The organism is Bradyrhizobium jicamae (assembly GCF_018130215.1).
GTDB lineage: Bacteria > Pseudomonadota > Alphaproteobacteria > Rhizobiales > Xanthobacteraceae > Bradyrhizobium > Bradyrhizobium jicamae_A.
Genome location: NZ_JAFCKQ010000071.1, coordinates 1 through 19125 on the forward strand (window position 1 = coordinate 1; position 19125 = coordinate 19125).

Genomic DNA, 19125 nt, shown 5'->3' on the forward strand with positions numbered 1-19125 from the left:
CCGTCTCACCCGCCTGAGGGGCGCTCGCGATCGTCACGAACGTTGTGGTGGGATGCGGTGGACGTTGCGTGCGTGACTGACGAGAGCGCATGAAGCGGACGGCGAAATCGTGCAGGCCTGACGCCCTGGTGGCAGGTGTCCTCTCGTGAAGTGTGCGCAAGCATCTTTGCGAAAGCGGTGACAAAACAGCCCAGTCTCGCCGGGGAGAGCACGTATAAGCCGTAACCCATCGCGCAGGGAAAGCCGGATTGCCCGGTTACACCTGTGGTCCTACCCCCGTGCTTTCTACATTGCACGGGGCCCATGGGTGCGATCGGCACCCGGCTTTCCCTGCGCCCTCTATTCAAGGAGAGGGCGAAACCAAATGCAAAGCTCGGACAAATGATGTCGCGAGATCGCGAACGTGTGACTCACTTGGACGACGCGGGTGCGTGACAGTACAGCGTTCCTCACGCCCCGATCTTCACCACCATCTTTCCCAACGCCGCACGGGTCTGCATCGTCCTGAACGCGGCGCGAAAGTCCTCGAAGGCGAACACCTGTCCGACCACCGGCGTGAGCTTGCCGTCGTTCAACCAGGCCGACAATTGCGTCATCACGCGCGCCTGCGCATCCGGCTCGCGACGCGCGATCTGGGCGGCGTCGACGCCGACGAGAATGCCGCCTTTCAACAGCGGCAGGTTGAACGGCAGCGCCGGAATGCTGCCTGCGGCAAAGCCGACCACGATATGCCGCCCGTTCCAGGCGATGGAGCGGAATGCCTGCACGGAGACCTCGCCGCCGACCGGATCGAAGATCACGTCGGCGCCGTGGCCGCCGGTCAGATCCTTCAGCGCATCGCGCCAATCTGTCCTGGTGTAATCGACGACGGCGTCGGCGCCGAAGCTCGCGGCGAAGTTGCGCTTCTCCTCGGTCGACGCGGCGGCGATGACGCGGGCGCCGAGCAGCTTGCCGACCTGGATGGCGGCGATGCCGGTGCCGCCGGCCGCGCCGAGCACGAGCAGTTGCTCGCCGGCGCGGAGCGAACCGCGCTCGCCGAGTGCATAGAGCGCGGTGAGATAGTTGGTGCGGAAGGCGGCGGCAGCCTCCATCGACAGCCCGTCGGGCATGATCTCGACCGCCGACGCCGGCACCACGATGGTTTCAGCCAGCGCCCCCGAGCGCGCCGCACCCATCACCCGCATGCCCGCCGCAAGGCCCATGACATCACCGGCGACGTCGTCGACCACGCCGGCGAACTCCGCGCCGGGCGTGAAGGGCAGGGGATCCCTGGTCTGGTAGCGGCCCTCGACCTTCAGCCCGTCGACGAAGCCGATGCTCGCAGCGTGCACGCGGACGCGGATTTGCCCCGGCCCGGTTGCGGGCTGGGCAACCTCCTTCAGCCCGATCTGGTCGATGGGTGCGTAATGCTCGACGACGACGGCCTTCATCCGGTGCTTCTCGCTGGTTCGTTTCCTCTGGGAAAGGAAGCTTTCCCACGTCCGGTGTACTACGGGGAGGGCTTTTGCACATGCCGCATCGGCGTTCGAAGCGGAAATCCAGCATCTTCAACGACATCGCGAGGAAGCGGGCGTTTACCCGTTGTTATCCCTACCGAATTCAGTAACCCGTCCTTAATGGCATTAACGTTAGGGTTTTCTCACGTGGTCCGCCCTGGGCCGCGCGCCGTCCAGGACAGGCGGTGTTGCGTACGCGTTGGAGTTTCTCATGGATATCATGACAGGCGCCGGGCTGCTGGCGGGCATCATCGTGATTTCGGTGATGATGCTGTTGGGCGGCGACCTGCACATGTTCATTTCCGAACATGCCATGATCATCATCTTCGGCGGTTCGATCGCGGCGACCATGATCCGCTTCCCGCTCGGCGTGATGCTGCACGGCCTGCCGCTCGGCGCCAAGTTCGCCTTCACCATGAGCCGGCTGTCGGCGCGCGACCTCGTCGACGAGCTCGCCCGCATCGCCGAGATCGCCCGCAAGCAGGGACCGGTCGGGCTGGAAAAGGTCGAGACCGACGAGCCGTTCCTTGCCAAGGGCATCCGTTACGTCGCCGACGGCTACGACCTCGAATTCATCCGCGACAATCTGGAGCGCGATCGCGACAACTTCCTGATGCACCTCGACGAGGGCAGCAAGATCTATCGCGCGATCGGCGACTGCGCGCCGGCCTTCGGCATGATCGGCACGCTGATCGGCATGGTGCAGATGTTCGCCAACATGACCGACCCTTCCAAGCTCGGCCCGTTCATGGCGACCGCGCTGCTTGCCACCCTGTACGGCGCGCTGGTCGCCAACCTGTTCTGCCTGCCGATCGCCGACAAGCTGCACGGCAAGCTGCTCGACGAGGAAACCAACCGCACCCTGATCATCGACGGCATCCTGATGATCCGCGATTCCAAGAGCCCGGCGCTGGTCCGCGAAATGCTGCTGGCCTATCTGCCGGAAAAGCATCGCCACGAGGAAGGCGAGCCGGTCCCGGCCTGACGGCAGGGCGGCGCGGCCGGGAAAGCTTGAACGATGGCGAAGAAAAAGCGCGGCGATGCACATGGCGGAGGTCACGGCTGGTTCGTGACGTTCGCCGACCTGATGGGTCTGATGATGAGCTTCTTCGTGATGCTCGTCGCCTTCTCCACCATGGACAACAACAAGCTGAAGATCGTCGCCGGCTCGATGCGCGATGCCTTCGGTGTGCAGACCGATGTCCGCTATTCCGGCATCATCGAATCCGACGGCCTGCCGACGCGGCCGAAGCTCAAGAACGTCGACCACATCTCGCCGGAAGAATCCTCCGCCAATCCGACGCCGGACGAGAAGGAGCGCAGCCAGATCAACGGCGCGCGGCTGAAGATCGACCGCGAATTCGCGCTGGCGTCCGCCTCGCTCCGGCAGGCGTTGCAGGACATGCCGGAACTGACCGAGATCTCCAAGAACATCATGTTCGAGGAGACCAAGGAGGGGCTCAACCTCGAGATCATCGACCAGGACGGCCGCTCGATGTTCGCCGACGGCTCGAAGGTGCCATACGACCGCACGAGGCGGCTGATCCAGAAGCTCGCCGCGCCGCTGAAGGCGACGCCGCTGCGGATTGCGATCGTCGGACATACCGCGGCAGGCTTCGTGCCGGCGCGCAGCGACTACGGTGCCTTCGACCTGTCCGCCGACCGCGCCAATGCGGTGCGCCAGATCCTGGAGCGCGAGGGCCTGCCGGACTCCCACATCTTCGCGGTGTCGGGAAAGGCCGACGGCGAGCCGCTGTTTCCCGACGATCCGACGCTGCCGTCGAACCGTCGCGTGACCATCACGTTGATGCGGGAAAACCCGCCGCTGCCGCCGGATCTGAAGCCGTAGGGTCCATGCTGCCGTGGCAGTGACGTTGTGCTTGGTTGACAGCGAGCGCCGAAGCGCCGATAGCCGCGCGGATCAATCAACCGGTAGCGTCTCCCAACCCCACCATGGCCGTCAGCGTCTCATCCACCGAAGCCCAGGAGGGAAAGGTCGCCTCGGGCTTCTGGGCCCTGACACTGGGCAGCATCGGCGTGGTTTTCGGCGATATCGGAACCTCGCCGCTCTATGCGTTCCGCGAGGCGGTCGGCGGTGCCGCGCACGGCCAGCCGGTCACCCGCATCATGGTGCTGGGTGTGCTCAGCCTGATCCTGTGGGCGCTGTTCATCGTCGTCACCGCGAAATACGTGTTGCTGCTGCTGCGCGCCGACAACAATGGCGAGGGCGGCACGCTCTCGCTGATGGCGCTCGGCCAGCGCGCGATCGGGCGCCGCAGCTGGCCGCTGCTTGCGCTCGGCGTGGTCGGCGCCTCGATGTTCATCGGCGATTCCATGATCACGCCCGCGATCTCGGTGCTGTCGGCGGTCGAGGGCCTCAAGCTCGCCACGCCGCATCTCGAGCACTACGTCGTGCCGCTGACCATCCTGATCCTGGTCGCGCTGTTCGCGGTGCAGCGCAACGGCACCGCCCGGGTCGCCTCCGCCTTCGGACCGGTCATGGTGGTGTGGTTCGGCGCGCTCGCGACGATGGGGGTCGTCAACATCACGGACGATCCGTCGGTGCTGGCGGCGATCAATCCGTATTACGCGCTCCAGTTCATGCTGACCCACGGTACGATCGGCCTGGTCACCCTGGGCGCGGTGTTCCTGGCGGTGACCGGCGGCGAGGCGCTCTATGCCGATCTCGGGCATTTCGGCCGCAAGCCGATCCAGTCCGGCTGGCTGTTCTTCGTGCTGCCGTCGCTGCTTCTCAACTATTTCGGGCAGGGCGCGCTGGTGCTGTCCGATCCGACCGCGATCGAGAACTCGTTCTATCGCATGGTGCCCGACGTGCTGCTGCTGCCGCTGGTGATGCTCGCCACCGCAGCGACCGTGATCGCGAGCCAGGCCGTCATCACCGGCGCCTATTCGCTGATCAGCCAGGCGGTCCAACTCGGACTGTTGCCGCGCTTCGAGGTTCGCTACACCTCGGAGGTCCATGCCGGCCAGATCTATCTGCCGCGCGTCAACCGTATGCTGCTGATCGGCGTGCTGTTGCTGGTGCTGCTGTTCCGGACCTCGAGCGGGCTGGCCTCCGCCTACGGTATCGCCGTCTCCACGACGATGGTTGCCGACGGCATCATGGGCTTCATCGTGATCTGGAAGCTGTGGAACTGGCGCGCCGCCTCGGCGGCGGCGTTGATTCTGCCGTTCGTCGTTGTCGACATGACCTTCTTCAGCTCCAACCTGCTGAAACTGTTCGAAGGCGCCTGGGTGCCACTGCTGTTCGGGGCGATCGTGGCGATCATGATCTGGACCTGGCTGCGCGGCGCTGCGATCCTGATTGCCAAGACCCGCCGTATCGAGGTGCCGCTGCGCGAGCTGATCAAGAGCCTGGAGAAGCGGCCGCCGCATATCGTCAAGGGCACCGCGGTGTTCCTGACCAGCGATCCGAGCTTCGTGCCGACCGCGCTGCTGCACAATCTCAAGCACAACAAGGTGCTGCACGAGCACAACGTGATCCTGACCATCGAGACCGCGCCGACGCCGCGCGTCGATCTCTCCGAGCGCGTGCACATGGAGAAGATCAGCGACAAGTTCACCGCGGTGCGGCTGCGCTTCGGCTACATGGAATCACCGAACGTGCCGAAGGCGCTGGCGGTGGCCCGCAAGCTCGGCTGGCAGTTCGACATCATGGCGACGTCGTTCTTCGTCTCGCGCCGCTCGCTGAAGCCGTCCGCCCAGTCCGGCATGCCGCAGTGGCAGGACCACCTGTTCATCGCGATGAGCCGCTCCGCCAACGACGCCACCGATTATTTTCAGATCCCGACCGGACGGGTCGTTGAAGTCGGTACCCAAGTAACTATCTGATCGCCATAGCAGATTCCGGCTTTGAGGAACCATGACCCATGCGCAAAATGCATGGCGGAGGCCTGAATCCGTGCTAACCTATGCATTCAGGCCGGGAGTATAGGCCTGCCACTCTGCGTTGTGCAGTGCGGCAAGAGGTAGAGGCGCAGCTTCCCATGTCATCCGAGAGTGCGATCACCGCGGCGGAAACGCCTGCGGCCAATGGACATGGCGAGGCGCATTCCACGGCGGGGTTCAAGGCCCTGATGCTGGGCAGTATCGGCGTCGTCTACGGCGACATCGGCACCAGCCCGCTCTACGCGCTGCGCGAGGCCGTCGTCGCGGCCAACGGCGGGGAGGGCGGCGTCACCGCGCAGGGGGTACTCGGCGTGCTCAGCCTGATCCTGTGGGCGCTGATCGTCGTCGTCACGCTGAAATATGTCGTGGTCCTGCTCCGCGCCGACAACAACGGCGAGGGCGGCACGCTGGCGCTGATGGCATTGGCGCAGCGCGCGGTCACCGCGGGGGCCGGCACGATCGTGCTGCTCGGCATCATCAGCGGCGCATTGTTCTACGGCGATGCCGTCATCACGCCGGCGCTGTCGGTGCTCTCGGCGGTCGAGGGCATCAAGCTCGTGACCGCGACCTTCGATCCCTACGTCGTCCCGATCACGGTGATCATCCTCGTCGTGCTGTTCTCGGTGCAGTCACGCGGCACCGCGCGCGTCGCGGCGTTCTTCGGCCCGGTGATGTGCGTCTGGTTCGCCGTGATCGCGATCGCCGCGGTGCCGCCGATCCTGCGGCATCCCGAGGTGCTGTACGCGCTCAACCCGATCCACGCGGTCTGGTTCATGCTGCATCATGGCGTGATCGGCTTCGTCACCCTCGGCGCGGTGTTCCTGGCCGTGACCGGCGCGGAGGCGCTCTATGCCGATTTGGGCCATTTCGGCAAGCGACCGATCCAGACCGCGTGGCTGTTCATCGTGCTGCCCTCGCTGGCGCTCAACTACATGGGACAGACGGCGAACGTGCTGGCCGATCCCAAGTCGATCGAGAATCCGTTCTTCCTGATGTTCCCGGATTGGGCGCTGATCCCGATGGTCGCGCTGGCGACGGTGGCGACCGTGATCGCGAGCCAGGCCGTCATCACCGGAGCCTATTCGCTGACCCGGCAGGCGATCCAGCTCGGGCTGCTGCCGCGCTTCGAGATTCGCCACACCTCGGAGGCGCATTCCGGGCAGATCTATATGCCTCGCGTCAACCGGCTGCTGTTCATCGCGGTGATCCTCCTGGTTCTGATGTTCCGTTCCTCCAGCGCGCTGGCTTCGGCCTATGGCATCTCGGTGACCGGAACCATGGTGGTGACGGCGATGATGGGCTTCGTCGTGATCTGGCGGGTATGGAGGTGGTCGCCGATCGCCGCTGCCGGGCTGATCGCACCGTTCCTTTTCCTCGATCTCACCTTCCTCGCCGCGAACCTGCTCAAGGTCTGGGAGGGCGGCTGGGTCCCGCTGGCGCTCGGCGCCGCGATGATCGTCGTGATGTACACCTGGCGGCGCGGCAGCAGGCTGCTGTTCGAGAAGTCGCGCAAGCTCGAGTTCCCGCTCGACGATCTCGTGAAGATGCTGGAGAAGCGGCCGCCGCAGCGGGTCTCCGGCACGGCCGTGTTCCTGACCAGCGACCCCCACAGCGCGCCGACTGCGCTGATGCACAGCCTCAAGCACTACAAGGTGCTGCACGAGAAGAACGTCATCCTCACCATCGATACCGCGCCGACGCCGCGTATCGATCCGTCCGAGCGGGTGCGGATGGAGCAATTGAGCGAGACCTTCTCGAAGGTGACGCTGAAGTTCGGCTTCATGGAATCGCCGAATGTACCGAAGACCCTGGCGATCGCGCGCAAGCTCGGCTGGCAGTTCGACATCATGTCGACGTCGTTCTTCCTGTCCCGCCGTGCCCTGAAGCCGGCGGCCCATTCCGGCATGCCGCGCTGGCAGGACCATCTGTTCATCGCCCTGAGCCGCGCCTCGAACGACGCCACCGATTATTTCCAGATTCCGACCGGACGGGTGGTCGAGGTCGGCACGCAGGTCACCATCTAGCTCCGCGCGGGGCACCAAGCCGTTTCGAACGCTTGATTTTCTCCGCGCGAGAGGCGACTTTGCGGCCAGGACTGGCGGGGGGCGCGATGCTGGCCGATCTGATGTCGGGAGGATTTTTCCGTGGCGGACCACAAGGTGCAAGATTTGTTTCCGGACGAGGTGTCGAAGGGCATAGAAGAGGGCCGCTATCTCCTGGTCGACGTCCGCGAGCCCAATGAGGTCGCCGTCGAGGCTTATCCCGATGGCGTGGTGGTGCCGCTGTCGACGTTCGATCCGGCGGCGATCCCCGATCCAAAGGGAAAGCAGGTGGTGTTCGCCTGCCGCTCCGGCAAGCGCTCGGTGACCGCTTCGCTTGCGGCGCAGGCGGCCGGGTTGCCGTACGACAAGCATCTGGCGGGCGGCATCATCGGCTGGAAGGCTGCGGGGATGCCCACCAAGACGGGCGGCTGATCGCGGCCATGATCTCCATGAACAAGGTCTTCGCGGACCTTCCGGTCACGATCTTCGAGGCGATGTCGCAGGCTGCGCGCGACAACAACGCCATCAATCTCGGACAGGGCTTTCCCGACGATCCCGGACCGGAGGACATCCGCCGCGCCGCCGCGGACGCCTCGGTGAACGGCTACAACCAGTATCCGTCGATGATGGGCATCCCTGAGCTCCGCCAGGCGATCGCTTCGCATTACGGCCGCTGGCACGGGCTCAACCTCGATCCGATGACCGAGGTGATGGTGACCTCCGGCGGTACCGAGGCGCTGACCTCGGCGATCCTCGCGGTCGTTCAACCCGGCGACGAAGTCATCGTGTTCCAGCCGGTCTATGATTCCTATCTGCCGATCATCCGTCAGGCCGGCGGCATCCCGCGGCTGCTGCGCCTCGAGCCGCCGCACTGGCGGCTCAATGAGGAGATGCTGCGGAGCGCGTTCAATCACAAGACCAAGGCGGTGCTGTTCAACAATCCGCTCAATCCGGCGGCAGTCGTCTATCCGCGCGAGGACCTCGAACTGCTGGCGCGGTTCTGCCAGGAGTTCGACAGCGTCGCGATCTGCGACGAGGTCTGGGAGCACGTGGTCTTCGACGGGCGCGAGCACATCCCGCTGATCACGATCCCGGGCATGCGCGACCGCACCATCAAGGTCGGCAGTGCCGGCAAGATCTTCTCGCTCACCGGATGGAAGATCGGTTTTGTTTGCGCCGCGCCGCCGCTGTTGCGGGTGGCAGCAAAGGTGCACCAGTTTCTCACCTTCACGACAGCGCCCAATCTGCAGGCCGCCGTCGCCTACGGCCTCAACAAGCCGGACGACTACTTCCTCGACATGCGCAAGGACATGGCGCGCAGCCGCGATCGCCTCACCAGCGGATTGGAGAGCCTCGGCTTTCCGGTGCTGAAGTCGCAGGGCACCTACTTCCTCACCGTGGATCTGTCGCCGCTCGGGCTCAACGAGACTGATGCGGAGTTCTGCTGGCGAATAGTGCAGGATTACAAGGTCGCGGCTATTCCGGTGTCGGCATTTTACGAGCAGGATGCGGTGACGTCGGTCGTGCGGTTTTGTTTCGCCAAGAAGGACTCGACGCTCGACACTGCGCTGGAGCGGCTCTCGGACGCAATCCACCGCCGCAAGAGGTAGCCAGCATGGGACGGCAGGGCCGCTACGTCAGCCTCATCGGTGCAATCGTCGCGGCCCTGTTGTTGTCTGCGTCTGCGCGTGCGGAAGAGCGCACGGTCAATTTCTACAATTGGTCGAACTATATGGCGCCGGGAGTTCTGGAGGATTTCACCAGGGAGACCGGCATCAAGGTCGTCTATGACACCTTCGACGCCAACGAGACGCTCGAGACGCGGCTGCTCGCGGGCAAGTCCGGCTACGACGTGGTGGTGCCGACCGGCTATTTCCTGCAACGCCAGATCACCGCGAAGGTGTTTCTGAAGCTCGACAAGTCGAAGCTGCCGAACCTCGCCAATGCGTGGCCGGTGGTGACGAAAGAGCTCGCGACCTATGATCCCGGCAACACCTACGGCGCCAACTACATGTGGGGCACCACCGGCATCGGCTACAACGTCAAGACGGCGCAGCGGATCCTCGGACCGGATGCGAAGATCGACAGCTGGGACATGGTGTTCAAGCCGGAGAACCTCGCCAAGTTCAAGGATTGCGGCATCCACATGCTCGACTCCGCCGACGATATACTGCCGGCCGCGCTGAGCTATCTCGGCATCGATCCGAACTCGACCAAGCAGGCCGATCTGGAGAAGGCCGCCGATCTCGTCATGAAGATCCGGCCCTATGTGCGCAAATTCCACTCATCCGAATATCTCAGCGCGCTGGCCTCGGGAGAGATCTGCTTCGTGGTCGGCTGGTCGGGCGACATCATGCAGGCGCGCAGCCGTGCGGCAGAGGCCAGGAACGGAGTCGAGATCGGCTACACGATCCCGAAGGAGGGGGCGCAGATGTTCTTCGACAATCTCGCCATCCCTGCCGATGCGAAGAACGTCAACGAGGCCTACGAGCTGATCAATTATCTCTACCGTCCGGATGTCGCGGCGAAGAACTCGAACTTCCTGTCCTATGCCAACGGCAACCTGGCGAGCCAGAAGCTGATTGACCCAAAAATTCTCAATGACCAGAACATCTATCCCGACGAAGCGATGCAGAAGAAGCTGTTCGTGATCACCGCACGCGATCCCGCTACGCAGCGGATCGTCAATCGGCTGTGGACCCGGGTAAAGACGGGGAAGTGACGCGAAGCGATATCTTATCGCCAGCGCCGGTGCAGCCAGAGCCACTGATCCGGATATTCACGCACCCAGCTTTCCACGACGTCAGTGACGGCCTGCATCGTGCCCTGGATGTCGATCTGGCCGGACGCATCGAACGCCGGCTTCACTTCCTCCGACACTTCGCCGCGGAAGCGGCCATCGGGCAGGCGGATGATCCGGGTGCCGTGGATCGGGCAATCGACCTGTCGGCGCAGCCGCGCCAGCAGCGGATTGGCCATGGTCTTGCGGCCGAAGAAGGTGACCGGCACGCCGTTGGTCAGATACTGGTCGACCAGAATTGCGACGTGCTGGCCGTTCTGCAGGGCCTGTCCGAGCCTCAGCGGCGCGTCGCGGCCGGCCGGGATCAGCGTGCCCATCTTGACTGCGCGAATGCGTTCGATCGCGCGGTCGGCGGATTCGATGTTCGGCCGCCGGAACAGGATTGCTGCGTCGAGCCCGTGGGCGACCGCGGCGAGCGCGGGAAGCTCCCAATTGCCGAGATGCGCGGCGAAGAACAGCGCCGGCTTGCCATCGTCACGGAGCCGGTCGAACAGCTCCTTGCTGCGCGGGGAGAACTCGACCCGGCTGGGTTTATCGGGGTGCTCCGGGTCATGGTCCCAGATGTGGTCGAGATGGGCGAACTCGGCGCCGAGGCGGCCGAGATTGTGCCAGACACCGGTGAGGATCGTCTCGATCTCCTCCGGCGACTTCTCCGGAAACGCGGCCTTGAGATTCTCGCGGCCGATGCGGTCCTCGCGCAGCCTGCGCCCGATGAAATGCGCGGCCCGGCCGAAGAATTTGGCCGTCTTGTCCGGGTCGAAATAGCGCGTCGTGCGCAACATTCCGATCGTCAGCGCGCCGATCGCCGCCTCCGAGAACGGCTTCGTGGCGTCGCGCAGCTGCGCTTTGGTCCGAAGGAGCAGGCGTTTCATCGCAAGGAGCGCTAACCGGCTTAAGCCGGTTCGCGCGTCATGATCAGCGAGGCGTTCTGGCCGCCGAAGCCGAACGAGTTCGACATCACGGCGGTGACCTTGGCGTCGCGCGCCTTGTTGCCGACCACGTCGAACGGAATAGCCGGATCCGGCACCTCGTAATTGATGGTCGGCGGAATCCGCTGATGCTCGAGCGTGAGCAGCGAGAAGATTGCTTCGACTGCGCCCGCTGCCGAGATGGTGTGGCCGACCATCGATTTGTTCGACGACACCGGGATCTTCGCGGTGTGGTCGCCGAACACGGCGGCTGTCGCGAGATATTCCATCTTGTCGTTTTCCGGCGTCGAGGTGCCGTGCGCGTTGATGTGGTCGATCTGGTTCGGCTCCATGCCCGCATCCGCGAGCGTCTTGCGGACGCAGCCGATTGCCGGCTTGCCGTCCGGACTGGAGCGGGTGCGGTGGAAGGAGTCGGTGAGTTCGCCGCAGCCGGCGACGACGCCGAGGATGTGCGCGCCACGGGCCATCGCCGCGTCGTAGCTCTCCAGCACCAGTGCGCCGGCGCCTTCGGCCATCACGAAACCGTCGCGGTTCTTCGAGAACGGTTTCGAGGCGCCCTGGGGCGGATCGTTCTGGGTCGAGAGGGCCGAAAGCAGCGAGAAGCGGACCAGAGCCTCCGGATTGACCGAGCCATCGGTTGCGACGCACAGCGCCGCATCGGCTTCGCCGCGGCGGATCGCCTCGACCCCGAGCTGGATCGCGGTCGCGCCTGAGGCACAGGCCGTCGACAGCGAGATCGGCGAGCCCTTGGTTCCGAAGGTCTCGGCGAGGTTGAGGGCAACCGAGCCGAAGGTAAAGCGGCGGTGAAACTCGGTGAACTGACCGTTGCCGCAGGCCGCGAGATACTCGATGATTCCGAAGTCCTTGGTCGGGACGGCACGCGCGACCTCGATGCGCTGCGGCCATTCGGTCTCGACCGGAGCGACCGCCAGGAACATCGGGCCCGGAAAGTCGCCCTTGCGACCGACGCCCGATTGCCCGAGCGCTTCCTCAGTGGCCATCACGGCCAGGCGCTCGGACAGGCTGGTCGAGGAGAACGGCTCGACAGATACGAAATCGATTGCGCCGGCCATCGTGGTCTTCAGGCCGTCGATCGGAAAACGGGTCACCGTCTTGATGCCGGATTCGCCCGCGGTCAGGCGTTTCCAATTGTCCACCTTGCCCGCGCCGAGCGAGGTCACGATCCCCATACCGGTCACGACAACGATCGGCCTGCCGAATTTATCGCGTGGTGCTGCCATGGTCTCCCCGTCGATCCTGCGCCGGACTCAGCTTACGGCCTCGACCAGGGCCATGCCTTCGCCCTGCCAATGACCGGCCCCCAACACGACAATCTGGGTCGGTGCGCCGGTCTTTTCAACCTCCAATCCAGTCGGATCGTTGGCTGGATAGAGCGCCCCGCGCGAGATCGAGAGCGCCGCCAGCGCGAGCCCGAGCGGAAACTGCGCTTCCACCGTGTGGCCGAACGTCGTTCCGGTGGCGCGCACGGCGAGGCGAGGGTGCTCGCTCAGGAAGGCGCGCTCCTCAGCGGTCGCAGGTTCAACACCCGTCGCGCCCGTGATCAGGGCCGTGTTGTCGTCGCTGACGCCGAGTTGCGGCCACATCGTCTGCAGCGATTTCGTCAGGGCACCGGGTTGCTTGCGCTGGGCAAGGTCGGCGACAACCTTGGAGATCCTGGCGAAGGGTTTTGCGCCACGGGCTTCGGCATGCTCGCGCGACTCCATCACGAGGAAGGCGCCGACGGAGCCGAGCGCGAGGCCTGGACTGTCCTTGCGCGCCCAGATCGGCCTGTATTGATCCTTTAGAGTGAACTCGCCGAACGCATAAAGCATCAGGAGATCGCCGCGATCACCATTGTGGGCGGCGCCGACCAACGCGATGTCGCTCTGTCCGGCTCCGATGCGAGCCACTGCGTTGCGCGCGGCGTCGATGCTGGAGGCTTCCTCGCCCATGAAAGTGCGCGATGTCCCGCACACCCCATGGACGATCGCGATATTTCCGGCGAGCAGGTTGGAGAGCTGCGCCAGGAAAAGCGTCGGGCGCAGCTCGTTCATCAGCTTTTCGTTGAGCATCGCCGGCGGCAAATTGCCCTGCGCGCCCGCGTTCATGATGGCCATGTCGACATTGAGGTCACGCTCGCCACCACCGGCGGCGATGATCATGTCCATCCGCGACAGGATATCCTGATTGCCTTTGACGCCCGCGGAGTCCAGGGCGAGGCCGGCCGCGTAAGTGCCGATACGCTGCCACAGTTCCATCTGGCGCTGATCGCCCTTCTTCGGAATCTGGGCGTCGAAGCTGACGGGCGCGATCGGATGAATGATGTAGGGCGCCAGCCGCTTCTCGTCGACATTGACGCGCCTGGTGCCGAGCGCCTCCCAATGGGCGTCCAGCCCCTCGCCAAGCGAGGAGAGCAGGCCTATGCCGGTGATCCAGACTTCTTTCGGCTCAGCCATTGATTATTGCCTGCATCGGGAAGCCGATCTTGTTGGCCATTGCATCCATGTACCCACGCAAGTCCGGACTTGGGAACGGGATCGTGCGGAAGGTCAGCTCGGCGTTGCACTTGAGGTCCTTGCCGACTCGAATCTTCGCCGAGGTGACGGCGAAGCCGGAACCCTCATGCTCGACCTTGGCCTCGATCGTCAGCAACTCGCTCGGGTTGACGAAGCCGCGCATCTTGGCTTCCTTGATCATCGCCAGGAACGGCATGCGCTCGAACTTCATCAGGCCGAGCAGCAGCCAGCCCGAGCTCTGCGCCATGGCCTCCGTCAGCAGCACGCCGGGCATGATCGGGTAGCCGGGAAAATGCCCCTCGAAGATCGTGCTCGCGGCGGGGACCTGTGCTTCGACCGTGATCGTCTTCGTGTCGAGGTTGAGGTCGACGATCCGATCGATCAGTTGAAAGTAGTCAAGCTGCATGGCGGGCGATTACGAGCCCGTGCCCGCGCCCGCGTTCTTGGCCGCGACCAGCTCGTCGATGCGGTCGGCAAGATTCTTCAGCACGAAATACTGCTCTGTCGTTGCCTTGCCGTCGTTGACCTCCTGGGTCCACTTCTCCAGCGGCATCTTGATTCCAAAGGCCTTGTCGATGGCGAAGGCGATGTCGAGGAAGTCGAGGCTGTCGATCCCCAGGTCGTCGATGGCATGGCTCTCCGGCTTGATCGTGTCGCGCGGGATGTCGCAGGTCTCCGCGATAATGTTGGCGATCTGATCGTAGGTGGAAGACATCATTAAGCCTTTGATATATTGGAGATAAATCCGGGGCGGCTTGAAAGAGGCTGGCGCGTCGCCCGGGAACGCCCTATTCCCGCTGCCGGAGTCGAGTGCCCGTATATCGGAGCGGGGCCGTTAGTTCAATGGAGCTTGGCCGGCCCTGCGGGGCGGGATTGAGCAGAAGGTAGGCGGGCCTAGTTTCGCGGCATTACCGAGATCTTGACGCAGTCGCGGCGGCCCATCAGCACGCAATCCTGGGTCTTGCGCAGATCGGCAATGCTCATGGCAAGCCAGATGCCGACGGCCGTGAGCGCCACGGTGAAGGCGAAGGCGGCGACGTTGGCGAGCATGCGCTGGCGGAAGTCATCCGGCTCCTCGCGCGGCTTCTCGTAGCGGGAAAGGTCGTTGGCGACTTGCGCAGGACGGGCCAGGCGGGCTGGCTCCTCGCGCTTGGCGGTCGGCTGGGCCGAGGTACGCGGCCGGAATTTGAGCACCACGTGCTCGTCTTCCGAGGTGATTGGCCGCTGCGTTTTCACTGCTGTCAGTCCGGTCGCGTCGCCATCCTTGTTTAGCATGTTCGCCGCGAGTCACATCTAAAATCTTGGCGCGCGCGGAGGTGGCATTCAACCCTCGACCGTCTCGTGGAACCGGCTGTAGTCGATCCTCAGACCATCCTCGGTCACACGGAGGATCTCGACATAGCGATGGCCGAAGCGGATCTGGTCATGTTCGTACGACTTTCGCGCATGCACAGTTTGCGCCGCAACGTCGTCATAGCCGGACACCATGAGGCCGAGCCCTACATTGGCGGCTTTCAGGCCCGCTGCGTCGAGACCATGGAGCGGGCTGGCCTCGTCGATGACATGAAACACCGTCCAGCTCAGCGCCAGCGCCGGACTTTGGCTGCGTATCAGCGGCAGGTCATAGAACCGGCGGTAGGGCACGCCCTCCTTGCTGACGCCGCTCTTGAACACCCACAGCTGTGCGGTGGCGTTTGCGATGATGTTGTGCCGCTCGTTGGCGAGACGGATCATCAGCGTCTGCCGGCCCTCGTGGGTCGAGATCACGGGATTGTCGGCGAACAGCAGTCGGGCGCTCGGCCGCGAGAACCGGGCGAAGATCAATCCGGTCATCAGCGACATCGAGAAGATGCCTGTGAACAGCTCGACGGCTGCAATGAAATGTCCGTAGTGCGACTGCGGATGCATGTCGCCATAGCCGGCGGTCGAAAGCGTTTCGATGCTGAAATAGAGATAGTCGATGTATGCGCCGCGAGGCACGTTGGAGATGGGCTGATCGCCGAACCAATAGAGCAGAGCGAAGAAGCCGTTGAAGACGATGAACACCAATGCCGCGCCGCCAATGAAGGCAGGCCAGGATGCCGTCATGCAGCGATGGCTGATGTCGGCCCAGAAGCTGAGCTCCAGTCCCTCGGTCACGACCTCGCGGTTGCCGAGGCGGATTCTGCGGGCCTTCGGTGCCCGATCGCCTGCTCTTCCAGCCATTCCGTTCATCTCGAGCGGCCTCTTTTACCGGCCCGCAACATCATGTCATAATGGAACTCATTGCAGAGCGGCGGTCAAACGGGAGTACAGATCATGGCCCACACGCGCGAACCCTACGTGAAGCCGGTTCCAATCCTGTCGCTGCGGCCGACCCAGATGACGGTCGGCATGCACGAGGTGAAGGAGAAGCGGAAGCGCTGGCGCGAGCACAAGTCGGACAAGAAGCGTGCGGAGCTTCTGGGCAAGCACATGATCCCCGTGGTCCATGGTCCTGACGATCGTTACTACGTGGTCGATCACCATCACATGGCGCGGGCGCTGCATGAGGAGGGCGTGAAGGACATCCTGGTCACCGTGATCGGCGACCTCACGATGGTCGAGCGCGACGTGTTCTGGGGCGTGATGGACAACAAGCGCTGGGTCTATCCCTACGACGCCAAGGGCGAGCGCCGCCATTTCAGGGACATTCCGAAGTCGATCAAGGATCTGAAGGACGATCCCTACCGCAGCCTCGCCGGTGAGATGCGCCGCGCCGGCGGCTTCGCCAAGGATACCACGCCGTTCAGCGAATTCCTCTGGGCGGATTTCCTGCGCCGGCGCATCCCGCGCAAGATGGTGCAGGACAATTTCGCCAAGGCGCTGGAGAAGGGGCTGGCGGTCGGACGCGGCCCGGGCGCGACCTATCTTCCCGGCTGGTGCGGACCGGCTTCGGACGACTGAGCAGGTGCTCTACTTCGGCTGACGCCCGAGCATGTAGAACTCGTCGTTCGGGCGCATCGCGGTGACATTCGCCATCCGGTTAGAGAGCGCGAAGAAGGCTGCGACCGCCGCGATGTCCCAGATGTCGTCGTCGCTGAAGCCGTGGGCGGCCAGCGCGGTAAAATCTGCGTCCGATACCTCGGCGGCGCGGCTCACCTTCATCGCGAAGTCGAGCATCGCGCGCTGTCGCGGCGTGATGTCGGCCTTGCGGTAGTTGACCGCGATCTGGTCGGCGATCTGCGGGTTCTTGGCGCGGATGCGCAGGATCGCGCCATGGGCGATCACGCAATACTGGCACTGATTGGCGGCGCTGGTCGCCACCACGATCATCTCGCGTTCGGCCTTGGAGAGTCCTGAGTCCTTCTCCATCAGCGCGTCATGATAGGCGAAGAACGCGCGAAACTCGTCGGGACGATAGGCGAGCGACAGGAACACGTTCGGCACGAAGCCCGATTTCTCCTGCACCGCCAGGATGCGGGTGCGGATGTCGTCGGGGAGCTTGTCGAGGGCGGGTGCGGCAAAGCGCTTTGCGGCGGGCTGCGTCATGAGATGGTTCCGGCATGCCGCGGGACGCGGCGTCATGCCAGACCATAGTGGATGACGGTCTCGGTGCAAGCCGCATCGGCGGCGGTGCGGCGATCCAGCTAGCGCAACGGCTTCTTCAGCAGCGAGAAGCGATCGGGGTCGAGCCCCATCGAAGGCTGCAGCATCGGCGCTTCGGCCGTTGGCATCGCCCGCGGCGGCGCGCGATCGTTGAGGCCGGGATCATTGGGCACGTCGCGATGCGAGGTCGCACCGCGCCAGCGTTCCAGCACGGCGCTGACGAAATGCATGTCGTGGCCGGCCGTGACCGAGGGCACGGTGGCGATGGTGGCTTCGCCGCGCGGCAACTGGTGCGGCGGCACCTCCTTGAAGCGCAGCCGCGTCGGCAGCGCGACGCCTTCGCCGAACGCGAGCACCTCGCGGGTGCCGAGCGAGGGCACGAAGGACAAAAGATTGGCGGCGGCGTCGGAGACCGCGGAGCGCAACAGCGCCTGGTCGCGGTCGTTGGCGAGGCGCATCGTGAACAGCGTGTTGCACTGGGAGATGATGGTCGCGTCGAGCTCGGCCGGGCGCTGGGTGATGAGGCCGAGATAGACGCCGTATTTGCGGCCTTCCTTGGCGATGCGCGACACCGCCTTGCGGGTCGGTCCGAACCCGATGTTGCGGTCGGCCGCGGCGTAGCGGTGCGCCTCTTCGCAGACAAACAGCATCGGCGAGACGCCATCGCTCCACAGGCCGAAATCGAACGCCATGCGGCACAGCACCGAAACCACGGAATCGACGACTTCGGCTGGGAAGCCGGCGAGCTGCATGATCGTCATCGGCTTGCCGTTGGCGGGCAGGCGGAACAGATAGCTGATCACGTCCGCCATGGTGTCGCCGCCGACATTGGCGTTGTCGAACATGAAGGCATAGCGCGGATCGTTGCGCACCGCGTCGATGCGCGAGATCAGCTTGTGATAGATGATGCGCGAGGAGCGGTTCTCGAGCTTGCCCATGCGCTCGTCGATCAGCGAGATGAGGTCGACCAGGCGATAGGGCACCGGCGTGTCGACGGTGTAGCCGACCTGCCGGGGATCGACGCGCTTCAGCCCGAGGCCGACGCGGTCGGAGTTCTGGTACTGGGTATAAACGCCCTTCGCGACCGGAATCACTTCCGCGAGGATGTCGAGCTCTTCGGCCACGCCGGGACGGCCGGCGAACAGCACGTCGACGATCTCTTCGAAATTGAACAGCCAGAACGGCAGCTTCAGGTTCCGCGGGTTGAGCACCTGGGCGCGTTCGCCGAAGCAGCGACCGTATTCATTGTGCACGTCGAGCAGGAAGACGCGCAGCGTCGGCCGCGACTTCAGGATCTCGTTGAGCAGCAGCGACACGCCGGTCGATTTGCCGACGCCGGTCGAGCCGAGCACCGCGAAGTGCTTGGAGAGCATTTCTTCGATGTCGACATAGGCGATGATCGATCGGTCCTGCTGCAGCGTTCCGACATTGATCTGGTCCGAGCCGCTTGGTGCATACACCGTGCGCAGCTCCTGACTCGTGATCAGCTCGACGGGATCGCCAATGGTCGGATAATGGGTGACGCCACGCTGGAATTTCGGGCGATCGCCGCCGAGGATTTCACCGAGCAGGTCGACCGAGGCGGTGGCGATGTAGCTGTCGGAGGCCGGCAGATTCTCGCAGGATACCTCGGTGATCATCGCGACGATGACGGAGTTCGCGCAGCGGATGCTGACGAACCGGCCCACGGTCGCACGCATTTCCACGAGCGGCATCTGGCCGCCGGCCAGAAGCCCCACCCGGGCCTGCGAGCCGCGCACAGAGATCACACGTCCAAAGGATGTCACGATTTCAGCCTGGCCTGTTCAGAGAGATGTCCGGTCCGTCCGGTCTAATATGCCGCGCCGGGGCTGGAAAAACCGTTAA

At 64.3% G+C, this 19125-nt stretch carries 18 protein-coding genes; 8 read left to right on the plus strand and 10 right to left on the minus strand.

The features are described from left to right. Positions 1-449 precede the first annotated feature (449 nt). On the minus strand, positions 450-1430 hold the full coding sequence (locus JQ586_RS37780; RefSeq protein WP_212399727.1) for an NADPH:quinone oxidoreductase family protein: 981 nt from the start codon (positions 1428-1430) through the stop codon (positions 450-452). Between the two features lie 277 nt (positions 1431-1707). Between JQ586_RS37780 and JQ586_RS37785 the strand changes: the two genes are divergently transcribed. From JQ586_RS37785 to JQ586_RS37815, 7 genes are all read left to right on the plus strand, one after another. Beyond that, complete coding sequence (locus tag JQ586_RS37785; RefSeq protein WP_212399728.1) at positions 1708-2481, plus strand: motility protein A; 774 nt, start codon at positions 1708-1710, stop codon at positions 2479-2481. 33 nt (positions 2482-2514) lie between these two features. Continuing rightward, entirely contained in the window at positions 2515-3345 is an 831-nt protein-coding gene (locus JQ586_RS37790) for a flagellar motor protein MotB (RefSeq protein WP_212399729.1), read from the plus strand. Positions 3346-3449: 104 nt separating this feature from the next. After that, positions 3450-5348, plus strand: coding sequence for a potassium transporter Kup (locus JQ586_RS37795; RefSeq protein ID WP_212399730.1), 1899 nt, complete (start codon positions 3450-3452; stop codon positions 5346-5348). 155 nt (positions 5349-5503) lie between these two features. Continuing rightward, positions 5504-7429: a potassium transporter Kup gene (locus JQ586_RS37800; RefSeq protein WP_212399731.1), complete on the plus strand. Its 1926-nt coding sequence runs from the start codon at positions 5504-5506 to the stop codon at positions 7427-7429. Positions 7430-7549: 120 nt separating this feature from the next. Then, positions 7550-7879 (plus strand): rhodanese-like domain-containing protein, encoded by a 330-nt coding sequence (locus JQ586_RS37805; protein WP_212399732.1) that lies wholly within the window; start codon positions 7550-7552, stop codon positions 7877-7879. A gap of 8 nt (positions 7880-7887) precedes the next feature. Next, complete coding sequence (locus JQ586_RS37810; RefSeq protein WP_212399733.1) at positions 7888-9057, plus strand: aminotransferase; 1170 nt, start codon at positions 7888-7890, stop codon at positions 9055-9057. Between the two features lie 5 nt (positions 9058-9062). Continuing rightward, positions 9063-10169 (plus strand): polyamine ABC transporter substrate-binding protein, encoded by a 1107-nt coding sequence (locus JQ586_RS37815; RefSeq protein ID WP_212399734.1) that lies wholly within the window; start codon positions 9063-9065, stop codon positions 10167-10169. 14 nt (positions 10170-10183) lie between these two features. On the opposite strand, the gene JQ586_RS37820 is transcribed toward JQ586_RS37815, so the two are convergent. From JQ586_RS37820 to JQ586_RS37850, 7 genes are all read right to left on the minus strand, one after another. After that, on the minus strand, positions 10184-11119 hold the full coding sequence (locus JQ586_RS37820; protein ID WP_212399735.1) for a lipid A biosynthesis lauroyl acyltransferase: 936 nt from the start codon (positions 11117-11119) through the stop codon (positions 10184-10186). A gap of 20 nt (positions 11120-11139) precedes the next feature. Further along, a complete protein-coding gene (locus JQ586_RS37825) occupies positions 11140-12417 on the minus strand; it encodes a beta-ketoacyl-ACP synthase (RefSeq protein ID WP_212399736.1) in 1278 nt (425 codons plus the stop codon). 27 nt (positions 12418-12444) lie between these two features. Beyond that, on the minus strand, positions 12445-13632 hold the full coding sequence (locus JQ586_RS37830) for a beta-ketoacyl-ACP synthase (protein ID WP_212399737.1): 1188 nt from the start codon (positions 13630-13632) through the stop codon (positions 12445-12447). After that, entirely contained in the window at positions 13625-14098 is a 474-nt protein-coding gene (locus JQ586_RS37835) for a 3-hydroxyacyl-ACP dehydratase FabZ family protein (RefSeq protein ID WP_212399738.1), read from the minus strand. The genes JQ586_RS37830 and JQ586_RS37835 overlap by 8 nt, the downstream gene beginning before the upstream one ends. Before the next feature lie 9 nt (positions 14099-14107). Beyond that, entirely contained in the window at positions 14108-14407 is a 300-nt protein-coding gene (locus JQ586_RS37840; protein ID WP_212354214.1) for an acyl carrier protein, read from the minus strand. Between the two features lie 179 nt (positions 14408-14586). Further along, the gene (locus tag JQ586_RS37845) at positions 14587-14928 is read right to left on the minus strand and encodes a hypothetical protein (protein WP_212399749.1); all 342 of its coding nucleotides are present in this window, start codon (positions 14926-14928) and stop codon (positions 14587-14589) included. 87 nt (positions 14929-15015) lie between these two features. Then, positions 15016-15897, minus strand: a complete 882-nt coding sequence (locus tag JQ586_RS37850; RefSeq protein WP_212399739.1) for an ion channel — start codon at positions 15895-15897, stop codon at positions 15016-15018. 93 nt (positions 15898-15990) lie between these two features. Between JQ586_RS37850 and JQ586_RS37855 the strand changes: the two genes are divergently transcribed. Further along, positions 15991-16617: a ParB-like protein gene (locus JQ586_RS37855; RefSeq protein WP_212399740.1), complete on the plus strand. Its 627-nt coding sequence runs from the start codon at positions 15991-15993 to the stop codon at positions 16615-16617. A 9-nt stretch (positions 16618-16626) separates the two neighbouring features. Here the strand turns inward: JQ586_RS37855 and JQ586_RS37860 are convergent, their stop codons facing one another. Together JQ586_RS37860 and JQ586_RS37865 are read right to left on the minus strand one after the other, a co-directional pair. Beyond that, positions 16627-17202, minus strand: a complete 576-nt coding sequence (locus JQ586_RS37860) for a peroxidase-related enzyme (RefSeq protein WP_212399741.1) — start codon at positions 17200-17202, stop codon at positions 16627-16629. 98 nt (positions 17203-17300) lie between these two features. After that, on the minus strand, positions 17301-19046 hold the full coding sequence (locus tag JQ586_RS37865; RefSeq protein WP_212399742.1) for an ATP-binding protein: 1746 nt from the start codon (positions 19044-19046) through the stop codon (positions 17301-17303). Positions 19047-19125 lie beyond the last annotated feature (79 nt).

Coding starts and splice junctions, on each gene's coding strand:
- JQ586_RS37835 (WP_212399738.1), bottom strand. CDS start 14,098: ATGCAGCTTGACTACTTTCAACTGATCGATCGGATCGTCGACCTCAAC.
- JQ586_RS37785 (WP_212399728.1), top strand. CDS start 1,708: ATGGATATCATGACAGGCGCCGGGCTGCTGGCGGGCATCATCGTGATT.
- JQ586_RS37820 (WP_212399735.1), bottom strand. CDS start 11,119: ATGAAACGCCTGCTCCTTCGGACCAAAGCGCAGCTGCGCGACGCCACG.
- JQ586_RS37800 (WP_212399731.1), top strand. CDS start 5,504: ATGTCATCCGAGAGTGCGATCACCGCGGCGGAAACGCCTGCGGCCAAT.
- JQ586_RS37815 (WP_212399734.1), top strand. CDS start 9,063: ATGGGACGGCAGGGCCGCTACGTCAGCCTCATCGGTGCAATCGTCGCG.
- JQ586_RS37830 (WP_212399737.1), bottom strand. CDS start 13,632: ATGGCTGAGCCGAAAGAAGTCTGGATCACCGGCATAGGCCTGCTCTCC.
- JQ586_RS37795 (WP_212399730.1), top strand. CDS start 3,450: ATGGCCGTCAGCGTCTCATCCACCGAAGCCCAGGAGGGAAAGGTCGCC.
- JQ586_RS37810 (WP_212399733.1), top strand. CDS start 7,888: ATGATCTCCATGAACAAGGTCTTCGCGGACCTTCCGGTCACGATCTTC.
- JQ586_RS37855 (WP_212399740.1), top strand. CDS start 15,991: ATGGCCCACACGCGCGAACCCTACGTGAAGCCGGTTCCAATCCTGTCG.
- JQ586_RS37780 (WP_212399727.1), bottom strand. CDS start 1,430: ATGAAGGCCGTCGTCGTCGAGCATTACGCACCCATCGACCAGATCGGG.
- JQ586_RS37850 (WP_212399739.1), bottom strand. CDS start 15,897: ATGGCTGGAAGAGCAGGCGATCGGGCACCGAAGGCCCGCAGAATCCGC.
- JQ586_RS37825 (WP_212399736.1), bottom strand. CDS start 12,417: ATGGCAGCACCACGCGATAAATTCGGCAGGCCGATCGTTGTCGTGACC.
- JQ586_RS37790 (WP_212399729.1), top strand. CDS start 2,515: ATGGCGAAGAAAAAGCGCGGCGATGCACATGGCGGAGGTCACGGCTGG.
- JQ586_RS37860 (WP_212399741.1), bottom strand. CDS start 17,202: ATGACGCAGCCCGCCGCAAAGCGCTTTGCCGCACCCGCCCTCGACAAG.
- JQ586_RS37840 (WP_212354214.1), bottom strand. CDS start 14,407: ATGTCTTCCACCTACGATCAGATCGCCAACATTATCGCGGAGACCTGC.